Here is a 13,590-nt window from a genome sequence, read left to right on the forward strand (position 1 = left end):
ATATCGGCGCCCGTAGGGCGGCACCACATAAAAGGGGCAGGAAAGCCTGCGAATAGCATCTGCTGGCATCGTACCGGATTTGTTCGCCCTTAGCGTGCAGATACGTCACTTTCGTGTAGTCACCCCTACACGAATGCGACCTGCCACAGTCCTTGCCGCTCTTTGAACCGAAGGCCGCTATTGCGCAGCACTCGCAAGACCACGCGAAACCGTGGCGAGCGTGAACTTTGTGAACTTATTTCGAAAAAGCCTTATTTATCAATGGCCCGCCAAACACCCGTCACCCCAGCGAAAGCTGGGGTCTCCCTCGGCTCCTGCCCTGCGCGACGACCGGCAGACCCCAGCCATCGCCGGGGTGACGGGTAAGCCTCGAGGGACCACCCCTAACGCGGCACCAGCACCACCGTCGTCGGCGTGGCCCCCAGCGCGATGGTCGTGAAGCCCCGCTCCACCGTGCCGCGATCGATCCGATAGGGTGCGCCGCCCGCCGGTGCCTCGACCGACAGGTGCGCGGCGGGCGTGGTCGCGCTGGCCGGGTCGAGGGTCAGCTCGATGCGGCGCGTGGCCGGATACCAGCGGGCGCGCGCGATCCGGCCCGCCGCCAGCGTGATCCACTGCCCCGCCGGCGCCACGAACAGCCGGGTCCGCGCACCGTCGTGCGGCACGATCTCGACGGCCTGGGGCCCCGCCGTCACCGCGCCGCCGAACCCCAGCCACCCGAAGGTCGCATCGCGCACCAGATAGGTCGCGGCGGCATAGGCATGGCCGAAATAGCCCATGCCGTAATCGCCGCTATACGCGTCCCACCGCATCATGTCGGGTTCGGAATGGAACGCGGCGGAGGCAAAGCCGTCGCGGTCGATATTGGTGATCCCGCCCATGAACCCGCCATAGGCGACGCGCAGCAGGTGCAGGTCGGCGGGGTCGCGGCGGAACGCGTCGAACAGCGGCACGGCGTTCAGCGCCGATCCGTAATGGTGGATCTGCCGCTCGATCCGCGCGACCTTGCCCCCGTACAGGAAATCCCAATAGCGCCGCGCATTGCCGTTATAGCCCCAGTGCGGCACGGTCGGGTCATAACCCAGGATCACCTCGCGCGTGACCGCCGCCTCGCGCGCATGGCCGAAATGGCGCATCCACGCATAGACTTCGGGCTGGCCGGTCGAATCCCACGCCATTTCGCTGCCGAACGGATAGGCGAGCGTGCGCCAGTGATCGGCCCGCGCCTTCATCAGCTTCTCGATCTCGGCGGCCCTGGCGGTCATCCCCTCGCGCTGCAGGTCGGTCAGGATTTCGAGGAACACCTCGCCCTCCATCTGCCCGAACTGCGCATAATGCGGCGCGTCGCGCATCATCGCGACGGTCGTCTGCGCGGCATGGTCGAGGTAGAAGCGCCAGTCGTGGCGCGTGACCAGCCCTTCATGGTGCCGCGCCAGGCGATAGAGCACCCAATGGCCGATCGCGACATGCGGGTAATTATACGACCGGCCCGGATCGTCGGCCTGCTTGCGGTCCCACGACGCCCAGGTCGTCCAGTCGATGCCCTTGTCGTAATAGCCGGCGAACGCCTTGGGATCGTAATAGAACAGGCTCTTCTTCACCCCGCCGCCGGGGACCTGCAACTTGCCCAGCACCGTCTCGTCGACCATCCGCTCCAGCTTGGCGACCTCGTGCGGCTCGGGATGGTCGAGCTGCTTCATGATCGCGGCGACCCACGATCCGCCGCCGCCCTCGTCGCTCATGCCCGCGATCCACACCCGGCTGTCCTGCGTGACGATGCGGTCGGCGTCGCGGTCATAGGTCAGGATCGACGGCGCGCGGCGGAACGGGTCGCTGGCATCGTCGAACCATTGCCGGGTCGTCGCGAACCGCCCCAGATCGGCCGACACCTGCGCCAGCGGCTTGGTGACATAATAATGCACGCTCTGCACGCTGCCATCGGCATAGCGGATCGCGACCCGCGCCCGGCCCCATCCCTTGCCCGTCACCCGCCAGCGATGCCACCCCGCCGGCCCGGCGACCTCGGTCAGCGTCAGCGCATCGGCGGGGGTGACGCTGATCCCGCGCACCGCCTGGGGCGATCGGACGAACAGGTCGGCGGGGCTGTCGGTCGGCACGACATAGCCCGGCAACCCGATCGCCAGCGGCCGGCCCGCCGCCTGCAAGCTGCCCTCGATCCCCCGGATCGACGGCGCGGTGACGAAGCGGACGCCGATGCTGCGCCGCTCGCCAGGGGCCAGGGTGAAGCCGGTGGCCGGGTTCCACGGCTGCCCCTTGTCCGCCATCGCGCTGCTGGCGACCATCCAGTCGTAGAACCCCTCGAACGTCTGCCGGCGCGGGGTGCGGTCGGTAAAGATGTCGCCGGCGCCGGCCTCCTTCGCATCGTGCAGGATGCGATATTGTTCGAGCGGGGTGCGCCCGTCGGGCAGGACCAGCAGCGCCGGTCCCCTGCCGTTCAGCCGGGTGACCTGCAGATAGCCGGCGTCGTTGCCGATATAGGGATCGACGAAGCTGCCCTTGGCATGCGCCTGTTCCAGCGTGCGGTCGGTGATGATGTTGTCGAACACCATCGGCATGCCCAGCGCGCCGATCTCGACCGGTGCCGTCCCGCGATTGTGCAGCGTGAAGCGCAGCACCGGCCCTCCGCGCTGGCGCAGCCATGCCCGTTCGATCGACAGCGGCATGCCCTCGCCCATCGTCGGGGTCAGGTCGGCGCGGGCCAGCACCTCGCCCCCCGCGGCAAGCGCCCGGACCGGTACGCGCCGCCTGGCCGAGGAGAAATCGCGCCACGCCCCCGCGCTGCCGACCGTGCGCAGCCGCAGGTGCAGGTCGCCGATCTGGGCATAGCCGTCGCCCCGTCGCTCGGCCGCGCGGTCGCCGGGCGCGAAATCGAACCCCGGCTCGCTGGTCGGCGACAGGTGCAGCAGCGTCTGGCTGGCCGGGTCGAGCGTCAGGCGGAGCGGCCCGACGATATGGGCGGACGGCGTGCGCTGCGTCGGGGCGGAGGGCGCCGGCGCGGCGAGGATCGCGCCCCCGGCCAGTGCCGTTGCCAGTGTCATCGCACCGCACGCTGTTACAAACCGCCGCATCCCGTCATCATCCCTGTTGTCCGGTCGGTTGACTCCGACCCATATCGGCTTATCGTATACCATATTCTGAGGAGATGGAAATGCTGGTTGGTCGTCGTGCGTTCCTGTTGTCGTCCGCGACGCTGCCCATGCTGACCATCCCGGCAGCGGCACAGCGCGGGGCCGGCCTGCCGGCGAAGGCGCGGCCGTTCCCGCTGTCGGCGGTGCGGCTGCGCCCGTCCGATTATGCCCGCGCGGTGGAGGTGAACAAGGCCTATCTGATGCGGCTGTCGCCCGACCGGCTGCTCCACAATTTCCACGTCTTTGCCGGGCTGCCGGCCAAGGCGCCGGTCTATGGCGGGTGGGAAAGCGACACGATCGCCGGCCATACGCTTGGCCATTATCTCTCCGCGCTGGCGCTGATGCATGCGCAGACCGGGTGCGGCGACTGCGTGACGCGTGCCGACTATATCATCGGCGAACTGGCGCGGTGCCAGGCGGCGCATGGCGACGGCTATGTCGCGGGCTTCTCGCGCAAGCGAAAGGACGGCAGCATCGTCAACGGCAAGGAAATCTTTCCGGAGATCATGCGCGGCGACATCCGCTCGGGCGGGTTCGACCTCAATGGCTGCTGGGTGCCCTATTACAACTGGCACAAGCTCTATACCGGGCTGTTCGACGTCATCGACCATATCGGCCCGAACGCGCGGGCGATGGCGATCGCAGTGGCGCTGGGCGGCTATATCGAACGGGTGTTCGCCGCGCTTGGCGACGATCAGGTACAGGTGATGCTGGCCTGCGAATATGGCGGTCTGAACGAGAGTTTCGCCGAACTGCACGCCCGCACCGGCGACGCGCGCTGGCTGCGCCTGGCCGAACGGATCTACGACAGGCGCATGCTCGACCCGCTGACGCAGAAGCGCGACCAGCTGGCGAATTTCCATGCCAATACGCAGGTGCCCAAGCTGATCGGCCTCTCCCGGCTGCACGAGATCACCGGCAAGCCCGAACAGGCGACCGCCGCGCGCTTCTTCTGGGAACAGGTGGTGCGCCACCACAGCTACGTCATCGGCGGCAATGCCGACCGCGAATATTTCAGCGCGCCCGACACGATCGCGCAGCACATCACCGAACAGACCTGCGAATCGTGCAACACCTACAATATGCTCAAGCTCACCCGGCACCTGTTCGCCTGGGAGCCGGACGGGGCGCTGTTCGACTTCTACGAACGCGCCCACCTCAACCACATCATGGCGCATCAGGAACCGGTCGACGGCGGCTTCACCTATATGATGCCGCTGATGTCGGGGGCGAAGCGCGAATATTCGGCGCGCGATGGCGAGGAGTTCTGGTGCTGCGTCGGCACCGGCATGGAAAGCCATGCGAAACATGGCGAGAGCATCTTCTGGACCGGCGACGACACGCTCATCGTCAACCTCTATATCCCCGCCGATGCGCAATGGGCCGCGCGCGGCGCGATGCTGGGGCTGGACACCTTCTATCCCTTTACCGGCGAGGCGACGCTGACCTTCACCACGCTCGATCGGCCCGGCAATTTTCCGGTGGCGCTGCGGGTGCCGGGATGGGCGAAGACGCATGAGGTGCTGGTCAACGGCCGGCCGGTCGATGCCGCGTCGGCGGGCGGCTATGCCATCGTGACCCGCCGGTGGAAGGCGGGCGACCGCTTGACGATCCGCCTGCCGCTCGACCTGCGGATCGAACCGACGCCGGGCGATGCGCAGACGGTGGCGGTGCTGCGCGGGCCGCTGGTGCTGGCGGGCGATCTCGGCCGGGCCGACCGGACGTGGGACAAGCCCGATCCGTCGATGGTCGGCGACGACCTGATCGCCGCCTTCGCGCCTGTCGCGCCGCAGGAGGCGCAATATGCGACGCAGGGCATCGTCCGTCCCGGCGACCTGACCTTCGTCCCCTTCTATCGCCAATATGACCGGCGCTCGGCGGTCTATTTCAAACGCTTCAGCGATGCTGAGTGGAAGACCGAGGAGGCGGCGTTCCTTGCCGAACAGGCGCGGCAGCGCGAACTGGCGACGCGGCAGGTCGACGTCATGCACCTGGGCGAGATGCAGCCCGAGCGCGATCACCAGCTGACCTCCGAAATCTCCTATGCCCTCGTCTATCGCGGGCGCAACGGGCGCGACGCGCGCAGCGGCGGCTTCTTCGAATTCACCATGGCGGTCAAACCCGGTCCGCTGCTGCTGCAGGCGACCTATTGGGGCGACGAACGCAAGCGCAGCTTCGACATCCTGGTCGATAACCAGCGGATTGCGACGCAGACGCTGGACGCCGACCGGCCGGGGTCGTTCTTCGACGTCGACTATCCGATTCCCGAAGCGCTGACCAAGGGCAAGACGCGGGTGAAGGTGCGGTTCGTGCCGCATGACCGCAACAGCGCCGGGACGGTGTTCGGCGTCCGGCTGTTCGCGGCGAAGCGGGGCACGGCAGCGTGAACGACGACCGGGTGCACATGACACTCGACGCGGTGCGCGCCTATGCGCGCGCCACGCTCGCCCGCGTCGGCCTTGCCCCGGCGCATGTCGCGGCGGTGGCGGAGACGATCGTCGCGGGCGAACGCGACGGGTGCGGCGCGCACGGGTTGTACCGGCTGCTGGTCGCGGCACATTCGGTCGCCTGCGGCGTGGTGGTGCCCGATGCGGTGCCGGTGCTGCTCGAACCACGCGCGGGCGGCGTGGTGCGGGTCGATGGCCGGGGCGGCTTGGCGCAGCTGGCCTTCGATACCGGGCGCGACGCGCTGGTCGATGCGGCACGCGCCAACGGCATCGCCGCGCTGGCGATCACCAACGTCGTCCATTTCGCCGCGCTGTGGCCGGAGGTGGAGGCGCTGGTCGACCGCGGGCTCGTCGCGCTGGTGGTGACCGCCAACCACGCCTGGGTCGCCCCGGCCGGCGGCACGCGGCCGGTGTTCGGCACCAACCCGATCGCCTTTGGCTGGCCGCGCGCGGGCGGGGTGCCGTTCGTGTTCGACTTCGCGACCAGCGCCGTGGCGCGCGGCGAGATCGAACTGCACCGCCGCGCGGGCACGCCCGTTCCCGCCGACTGGGGCCATGCGCCGGACGGCGGCGACACGACCGATCCGGCCGAGGTGCTGGCCGGGGCGATGCGCACCTTCGGCGGGCACAAGGGCTCGGCACTGGCGCTGATGGTCGAACTGCTCGCCGGGCCGCTGCTCGGCGACCTGACCAGCGCCGAATCGATCGCGTGGGATGCCGGGCGCAAGGGGTCGCCGTTGGGCGGCGAGCTGATCTTGGCGCTCGATCCCGCCGGGTTCCTGGGGGCGGCCGCCGCCGAACAGATGGCGCGCGCCGAAAGCGTGTTCGCCGCGATCGAGGGGCAGGGCGCGCGCGTGCCCGGTGCGCGCCGCCACGCGCTGCGCCCGGTCAGCGAGAGCGACGGGGTGTGGGTGTCGCGCGCGCTGCTCGACGATATCGACCGGACGACGGGGGGAACGGCATGACGATCGCCATGGCACTGACGCTGGTGCTGGCGCTGCCCGCGCCGGCACAGGCGACGAACGACGCGGTGTTCCGCCGCCTGTCGGACCAGGAATATGCGTGGCGCAAGACGCTGCGCGGCCCGGGCGAGGATGCGCCGGTCAGCGCCAATGCGACGCTGCCCGATGTCGGCCCGGCGGCGCAGGCGGCGATGACCCGGCGCTGGAGCGATACGCTCGCCGCGCTCGACCGGATCGATCCCGCCACGCTCACCCCCGCCGCGCGCGAGGATTACGCCGTCTATCGCGGCCAGGTCGCGGCATTGCTCGCCCAGCAACGCTTTCGCGATTTCGAAAAGCCGCTCAACGCCGATACCAGTTTCTGGATGAGCGTCGCCGACATGGCGCGCGCCGACTATCGCGACGAGGCGGCGTTGCGCCTGTACCTGTCGCAGCTGGCCAGCCTGCCGCGCTATTACGACCAGCAGATCGCCAATATGCGCGCCGGGTTGCAGCGCGGCTTCACTCCGCCGCGCATCACGCTCCAGGGCCGCGATGCCGGCGTGGCGGCGGTGGTGCAGGCCGGGCCGGGCGAGGCATCGCCCTTCTACGCACCGTTCCGCACCCTGCCCGCGACGATCCCCGCCGACCGGCAGGCGGCGCTCCGGGCCGAGGCGAAGCGGGTCATCGCGACCGCCGTGGTCCCGGCGCATGCCCGGCTGATGGCGTTCCTGCGCGACGACTATATCCCGCATGCGCGCGAGGGGCTGGCAGCCTATGGCCTGCCCGACGGCCGTGCCTATTACCGCTCCAAGGTCCGCGAATTCGTGACCCGCGACATCGCGCCCGAGGAGATCCACGCCATCGGCCTTGCCGAAGTCGCCAAAATCCGCGCGCGGATGCAGCAGGTGATGACGCAGGTGCAATGGCAGGGCGACCTGCCGTCGTTCCTGAACCACCTGCGCACCGATCCGCAATTCTATGCGAAGACGCCGCAGGAGCTGCTCGACCGCGCGGCATGGATCGCCAAGACCTTCGACGGCAAGGTCGCGACCTATTTCGGGCGGCTGCCGCGGATGCGTTTCGCGATCAAGCCGGTCGCGCCGGAGATCGCGCCTTTCTATACCAGCGGGCGCGGCGGGCCGGGCATCTATATGGTCAACACCTATGACCTGCCCTCGCGCGGGCTCTATTCGCTGCCCGCGCTGACGCTGCACGAAAGCGCGCCGGGCCATGCGTTCCAGATGCCGTTCGCGATGGAGCTGAGCGACCTGCCCGAATATCGCCGCAACGAGTATATCTCCGCCTATGGCGAGGGCTGGGCGCTGTATTGCGAGGCGCTGGGCGAGGATATGGGGATGTACGAAACGCCCTATGAGACGTTCGGCATGCTCAGCTACCAGATGTGGCGCGCCGCGCGACTGGTCGTCGATACCGGCATCCATTCGCAGGGGTGGAGCCGCGAGCGGGCGCAGGCGTTCCTGCGCGACAATACCGCGCTGTCGAACCACGAGATCACGACCGAGGTCGACCGATACATCGCGTGGCCGGGACAGGCGCTGAGCTACTATATGGGCGAGCTGGCGTTCCTCGATGCGCGGGCGAAGGCGCAGCGGGCGCTGGGCGAGAAGTTCGACTACCGCGCCTTCCACGACGCGATGCTGAGCCTGGGGTCGGTGCCGCTGCCGCTGATCGATGCGCGGGTCGACCGCTTCATCGCCGATGGCGGCAAGGGGCCGTATCCGATGCCGTAGCGGATCGACCGGCGCCTGCGGGCACAGGGTATGGAGCCCGCGTCAGCTATCGCCCAGCACCTGCCGCGCGCTTGCCTGCACCTGGTCGGCGATCAGCCGGAATGCGGCGTCCATCGGCGACTGGCGGCGCCATGCGATCGCGATCGAGCGATGCACGCGCCAGCCCTGCACCGCCAACCGCTTCAACCCCGTCGCCCGGTTGGCGTCGCGCCGCAGATACAGGCCGGGCAGCAGCGCGAGGCCGAGCCCGCTCGCCACCATCTGATGCAGGCTTTCGAGGCTGGTGCCGTAATAATCGGGGGCGACGGTCATGTCGTGGCGCGCGGCAAGCTCGGCCGCCTGCCGGGCAAGGTGGTGGCGCGGGTCGAGCGTCAGCAGCGCATGGCCCGCCAGCGCCCGCTCCGCGACCTCTCCCCCGGCGGCTAGCGGATGGTCGAGCGCGGCGACGAGGTACAGCGGTTCGCGGAACAGCGGCTCGACGGTCAGGTCGTCGCCCGCCATCGGCAGCGGTCCGAGCAGCAGGTCCAGCTCGCCGCGCGACAATTCCAGCGCCTGTTCCTCCGGTATCCCCTCGCGCACCTGCAGGCGCAGGTTCGGCGCGCGCCGGTGCAGGTCGGCGATGATCGGCGACAACAGATAGGGGCCGAGCGTCGGCGTGGTGCCGAGCCGGATCGTCCCGGTCAGCCCGTGCGCGGCGCCTGCCGCCAGCGCGGCGATGTCGCGCGAATCGGCCAGCATCCGCCGCGCGATCGTCACGATGCTGCGCCCGACCGGGGTCAGCACCGCGCCGCCGGCCCCGCGTTCGACCAGTTGGACGTTCAGCCGCGCTTCGAGCGCGCGGACCTGCTGGCTCATCGTCGGTTGCGACACGTGCGCCACCCGCGCCGCCAGCGCGAACGATCCGGTGTCGGCGATGGTCACCAGATATTCGAACTGACGCAGCGTGGGCATGGCGCGGCTATAGTCGCAGACTATGGCAACGGGGCAAGGTTTCCGATTGGCCGCACTGCAACATAATTTGTAACACTATCTCACCATGATCGCGGTTAAGGCTCTTGGGGGAGCTTGGCCGCAGGGTTCGTATACCGTAAGCGGGGAGCGGGGGAACGAAGAGGACGACAGGGTGGCAGCGAAGCGACTGGGTTTCAGGGATGCGGCGGGGTGGCTGGCGCAGATCATCGGCCCCGATGCCGCCTATGTCCGGTTAGGACTGGTCTATACCGTCGCGATCAGCCTGCTGGCGCTGGCCACGCCGATCTCGGTCCAGCTGCTGATCAACAGCGTCGCCAATACCGCGATGCCGGCCCCGCTCTGGGCGCTGTCTGGCGTACTGCTGGTGCTGCTGCTGCTGGTCGCGGCACTCAGCGCGCTGCGCGTGTGGATCATGGCCGCGTTCGAACGCCGCGTGTTCGCGCGGGTGGTGGCGGAAGTGACGCTGCGCGCGGTCCATGCGCAGGACCCGTTCTTCGCCGACGCCAATCGCGGCGACCTGTTCAACCGCTTCTTCGACCTGGTCGTGGTGCAGAAGGCGATCCCCAGCCTGGTGATCGGCGCCTTCACCATCGTGCTGCAGGCGGCGGTCGGCCTGACCATCACCAGCTTCTACCACCCCTTCTTCCTCGCCTTCAATGCGGTGCTGGTCGGCACCGTCGTGCTGATCTGGCTGTTGTGGCAAAGCGGGGCGATCACCGGCGCGGTCGCGCTCAGCCATGCCAAGCACAATACCGCGCGCTGGCTGGAAAGCGTCGGCGGGTCGAACGGCTTCTACAAATCGTCGCGCCACTTGGCGTTCGCGATGGACCGGTCGGAGGCGGTGACCGCGACCTATGTCGGCGCGCACCGCAAATATTTCCGGTATCAGTTCACGCAGACCATCGCGTTCCTGCTGGTCTATGCCTTTGCCAGCGCCGCGCTGCTGCTGCTGGGCGGCACGCTGATCCTGCGCGGGCAATTGTCGCTGGGCCAACTGGTCGCCGCCGAGCTGATCCTGTCGGGCGTGTTCTACGGCATCTCGCAGCTGGGCTGGTATCTCGACACCTTTTACGACCTGACCGCCAGTTCGGAGGAATTGTCGCTGCTGTTCGCGATTCCCCAGGAACCCGACCAGCGCGGCGAGGGCGGTCCGCGCGACGGGGCGGTCCGGATGACCGGGCTGGTGCTCGACGGCGCGCATTATGACCTGAGCCTGTCGGCCGGCGAACAGCTGGTGGTGGTGGCGGAACCCGGCAGCGAACGGCGGCTCGCGCTGCTGCTCAAACGCCATGTCCATCCCGAACGCGGGCTGATCCGCGTCGGCGGTGCCGATCTCGGCGCGCTCGACATGTATCAGCTGCGCTCCGACGTGACCGTGCTCGACCGCGCGACCATCGTCGACGTGACGATCCGCGACTATCTGCGGCTTGCGACCGGCGGGCAGGGCGAACGCGCGCTGGAGGCGGGTGAGGCGCTGGCGACGGTCGGGCTCGAACGCCGCCTCGCCAGCCTGCCGCAGGGGCTCGACACGCCGCTCGGCGCGTCGGGCTATCCGCTCAGCATCGGCGAGACGATGGCGCTGAAGCTCGCCAATGCGCTGCTGGTGCGGCCGAAGCTGCTGCTGCTCGGCCAGTTGTTCGACCTGTTGCCGCCCGAACGGCTGCGCGCGGCGCTGGCCGAACTGAAGCGGCATGGCACCACCGTGCTGCTGTTCACCGGCCGGCCGGAGGATATGGCGCTCGACGGCTATCTGCATCTGGGGACCGACGAACAGCGGCGCTTCGCGTCGCTCGACGAGCTGCGCGCCACGCTGGCACAGGAGGGGGGCGATAATGCGTCGGCCTGAACATCTCGCCCATTTCCGCACGCTGGCCAGGCTGCGCCCGCCGCGCGTCGGCGTCGTGGTCGCGTGGCTGATCGCCATCGGCATCGCGGTCGCGGTCGCGATCATGTTCCTCGTGCCGTGGTTGCAGACCGCGCGCGGGCGCGGCACCGTCGTCGCGCTCGACCCGCAGGACCGCGCGCAGGACGTGACCGCACTGGTCCCCGGCCGGGTCGTGCAATGGTATGTCCAGGACGGGCAGCATGTCGACAAGGGCGCCCCGATCGCCCGCGTCGTCGACCTCGACCCCGATCTGCTCAGCCGCCTGTCGGCCGAACGCGCGCAGGTCGAGGCCGAAATCCAGGCGATCGAACAGGCGCGCTCGGTCGCCAACATCGATGTCGCGCGCACCCGGCAGCTGCTGGCCGAGGGGCTGGGATCGCGGCGCGATTTCGAACTGGCGCAGATCAAGGTCGCCGAAGCCGCGGCGAAGCTGGCGGACTCCCGCGCCAAACTGAACCGCATCAACGTGCAGCTCAATCGCCAGTCGGCGCAGCTGGTCCGCGCACCGCGTGACGGCCGCATCCAGAATCTGAACGCCGCCGCCTCCGGCGCGCTGGTCACGGCGGGCACCGCGCTCGCCACCATCGCCCCCGAACGGGTCGAACGCGCGGTCGAGCTGCTGATCGACGGGCGCGACGTGCCGCTGCTCAAGCCCGGCCGTCCGGTGCGACTGGAATTCGAAGGCTGGCCCGCGATCCAGTTCAGCGGATGGCCCTCGGTCGCATACGGCTATTTCGACGGGCGGGTGCGGACGATCGACCCCAATGCCAATCTGCAGGGGCTGTTCCGCATCATCGTCGAACCGGCGCCCGGCAAGCCCGCCTGGCCCGATGGCCGCTATGTCCGCCTGGGCGGCAAGGTACAGGGCTGGGTACAGGGCGAGACGGTCACGGTCGGCTATGAACTGTGGCGCCAGCTGAACGACTTCCCGCTGGAATTCGGCAATGTCACGACCCCCAAGGACGGCGCGAAGGAGGAGGATACCGCCAAGATCGCGGCGAAGGCGGGAAAGCCCAAATGATTCGCGCCGCGCTTGCCCTTGCCCTGCTGGCACCGGTCCCCGCGCTGGCGCAGCCCGCCGCCGCGCCGCTGACGCTGGACGAGGTGCTGCGCTCCTCCGCCCGCGCCGCGCCGCAGATTATCGAGGCGCTGGCGAAGATCCGCTCGGCGGAGGGCCGCGCGCTCACCGCCGAGGGCGCGTTCGACACCGTGTTCGAGGCGGAGGGCAAATCCCGCGCGCTCGGCTATTATGACGGCACCGTCGTCAGCGGGCGGGCGACGCGGCCGATGGGCGACAATGGCGGCTACCTCTACGGCAATTACCGCGTCACCCGCGGCGACTTTCCGGTGTACGAGGACGAATTCTACACCAACCGCCTGGGCGAGGTGAAGGTGGGGGCACTTTATTCCCTGATGCGTGACCGTTTGGTCGACGAACGCCGCACCCGCCGCACCCTAGCCGGCGGGGACATCGACATCGCCCGGTTCGAACGCGAGGCGACGGCGATCGGGGTGCAGCGTCGCGCGGTCGACGCGTACCAGAACTGGGTCGCCGCCGGGCAGCGGCTGCGCGCCTATCGCGACCTGCTCGACCTGTCCGAACGGCGCCGCGGCGGCATCGCGCGGCAGATCGAACTGGGCGCGCGGCCCGACATCCTGTTGACCGAGAACGACCAGAACCTCGTCCGCCGCCGTGGCCTGGTGGTGAAGGCGGAGGGGGATTTTCAGGCGGCGGCCAATGCGCTGTCACTCTATTATCGCGACGCGGCGGGCAATCCGCTGCTGGTCGGCGCGGAGCGGTTGCCGGGCGACAGCAACGCGCTGGTCGGGCCGCGGGTGGTCGCGCCGGTCGGCGACGTGGCGCAGCGCCGCCCCGATCTGCAGGTGCTGCTGACCCGGGTCGATCAGGGGCTGGCGAAGCTGGCGCTCGCGGAAAACGACTTGCGCCCCCGGCTCGACCTGCGCGGCGAGGTGGGCAAGGATATCGGTCCGCCGGGACTGGGCGGCAGTTCGCGCACCCCGCTGGAGGCGGCAGTGGGTTTCCGCTTCTCGATCCCGCTGCAGAACCGCGCCGCGCGCGGCAAGGTGAGCGAGGCGGAGGCGGAGATCGATGCGCTCAACGCACGCGGGCGCTTCGTGCGCGACCAGATCGCCGTGGAGGTCGAGGGGATCCTGATCGGCGTCGGCGCGGCGGAACGACTGGCGGCCGTCGCCGAACAGGAACGCGCGCTGGCCGAACGCCTGGCCGATGCCGAGCGGCGGCGGTTCGAACTGGGGTCGAGCGACTTCTTCCTCGTCAACCAGCGCGAGGAAACCGCGAACGACGCCCGCGTCCGGCTGATCGACGCACAGGCAAGGATCGCGGCGGCGCGCGCCGAACTGGCGGCGGCGACGGCGGACCGGGTGGCGTTGGGGTTGGAGTGAAGTCTCCATTTCGTCATT

8 protein-coding genes are annotated in these 13,590 nt (G+C 69.1%); 6 read left to right on the forward strand and 2 right to left on the reverse strand.

What is annotated here, in order from left to right:
• Nucleotides 1-383 precede the first annotated feature (383 nt).
• Nucleotides 384-3,059: a DUF5695 domain-containing protein gene (locus CA237_RS13035; protein WP_126014326.1), complete on the reverse strand. Its 2,676-nt coding sequence runs from the start codon at nucleotides 3,057-3,059 to the stop codon at nucleotides 384-386.
• 110 nt (nucleotides 3,060-3,169) lie between these two features.
• Here CA237_RS13035 and CA237_RS13040 point away from each other — a divergent pair, with 110 nt between their 5' ends.
• From CA237_RS13040 to CA237_RS13050, 3 genes are read left to right on the forward strand one after another with little or no spacing between them, the layout of a single operon-like run.
• A complete protein-coding gene (locus tag CA237_RS13040; RefSeq protein ID WP_206432980.1) occupies nucleotides 3,170-5,536 on the forward strand; it encodes a glycoside hydrolase family 127 protein in 2,367 nt (788 codons plus the stop codon).
• Nucleotides 5,537-5,553: 17 nt separating this feature from the next.
• Nucleotides 5,554-6,561 (forward strand): Ldh family oxidoreductase, encoded by a 1,008-nt coding sequence (locus CA237_RS13045; RefSeq protein ID WP_126014330.1) that lies wholly within the window; start codon nucleotides 5,554-5,556, stop codon nucleotides 6,559-6,561.
• Nucleotides 6,558-8,291 (forward strand): DUF885 family protein, encoded by a 1,734-nt coding sequence (locus CA237_RS13050; protein WP_126014332.1) that lies wholly within the window; start codon nucleotides 6,558-6,560, stop codon nucleotides 8,289-8,291. The genes CA237_RS13045 and CA237_RS13050 overlap by 4 nt, the downstream gene beginning before the upstream one ends.
• A 42-nt stretch (nucleotides 8,292-8,333) precedes the next feature.
• Here CA237_RS13050 and CA237_RS13055 read toward each other — a convergent pair whose 3' ends face one another.
• Nucleotides 8,334-9,242: a LysR family transcriptional regulator gene (locus tag CA237_RS13055; RefSeq protein ID WP_066693990.1), complete on the reverse strand. Its 909-nt coding sequence runs from the start codon at nucleotides 9,240-9,242 to the stop codon at nucleotides 8,334-8,336.
• A 172-nt stretch (nucleotides 9,243-9,414) separates the two neighbouring features.
• Here CA237_RS13055 and CA237_RS13060 point away from each other — a divergent pair, with 172 nt between their 5' ends.
• Genes CA237_RS13060 through CA237_RS13070 form a run of 3 tightly spaced genes read left to right on the forward strand, consistent with a single transcriptional unit; the run spans nucleotide 9,415 to nucleotide 13,572 of the window.
• Complete coding sequence (locus CA237_RS13060; protein WP_126014334.1) at nucleotides 9,415-11,109, forward strand: ABC transporter ATP-binding protein; 1,695 nt, start codon at nucleotides 9,415-9,417, stop codon at nucleotides 11,107-11,109.
• Nucleotides 11,096-12,169, forward strand: coding sequence for an HlyD family efflux transporter periplasmic adaptor subunit (locus CA237_RS13065; RefSeq protein WP_164523876.1), 1,074 nt, complete (start codon nucleotides 11,096-11,098; stop codon nucleotides 12,167-12,169). Before CA237_RS13060 ends, CA237_RS13065 begins: the two co-directional genes overlap by 14 nt.
• A complete protein-coding gene (locus CA237_RS13070) occupies nucleotides 12,166-13,572 on the forward strand; it encodes a TolC family protein (RefSeq protein WP_066694004.1) in 1,407 nt (468 codons plus the stop codon). Before CA237_RS13065 ends, CA237_RS13070 begins: the two co-directional genes overlap by 4 nt.
• Nucleotides 13,573-13,590 lie beyond the last annotated feature (18 nt).

It is taken from the genome of Sphingomonas sp. ABOLH (genome assembly GCF_003951715.1).
GTDB lineage: Bacteria > Pseudomonadota > Alphaproteobacteria > Sphingomonadales > Sphingomonadaceae > Sphingomonas > Sphingomonas hankookensis_A.

Coding starts and splice junctions, on each gene's coding strand:
- CA237_RS13035 (WP_126014326.1), bottom strand. CDS start 3,059: ATGACACTGGCAACGGCACTGGCCGGGGGCGCGATCCTCGCCGCGCCG.
- CA237_RS13040 (WP_206432980.1), top strand. CDS start 3,170: ATGCTGGTTGGTCGTCGTGCGTTCCTGTTGTCGTCCGCGACGCTGCCC.
- CA237_RS13045 (WP_126014330.1), top strand. CDS start 5,554: ATGACACTCGACGCGGTGCGCGCCTATGCGCGCGCCACGCTCGCCCGC.
- CA237_RS13050 (WP_126014332.1), top strand. CDS start 6,558: ATGACGATCGCCATGGCACTGACGCTGGTGCTGGCGCTGCCCGCGCCG.
- CA237_RS13055 (WP_066693990.1), bottom strand. CDS start 9,242: ATGCCCACGCTGCGTCAGTTCGAATATCTGGTGACCATCGCCGACACC.
- CA237_RS13065 (WP_164523876.1), top strand. CDS start 11,096: ATGCGTCGGCCTGAACATCTCGCCCATTTCCGCACGCTGGCCAGGCTG.
- CA237_RS13070 (WP_066694004.1), top strand. CDS start 12,166: ATGATTCGCGCCGCGCTTGCCCTTGCCCTGCTGGCACCGGTCCCCGCG.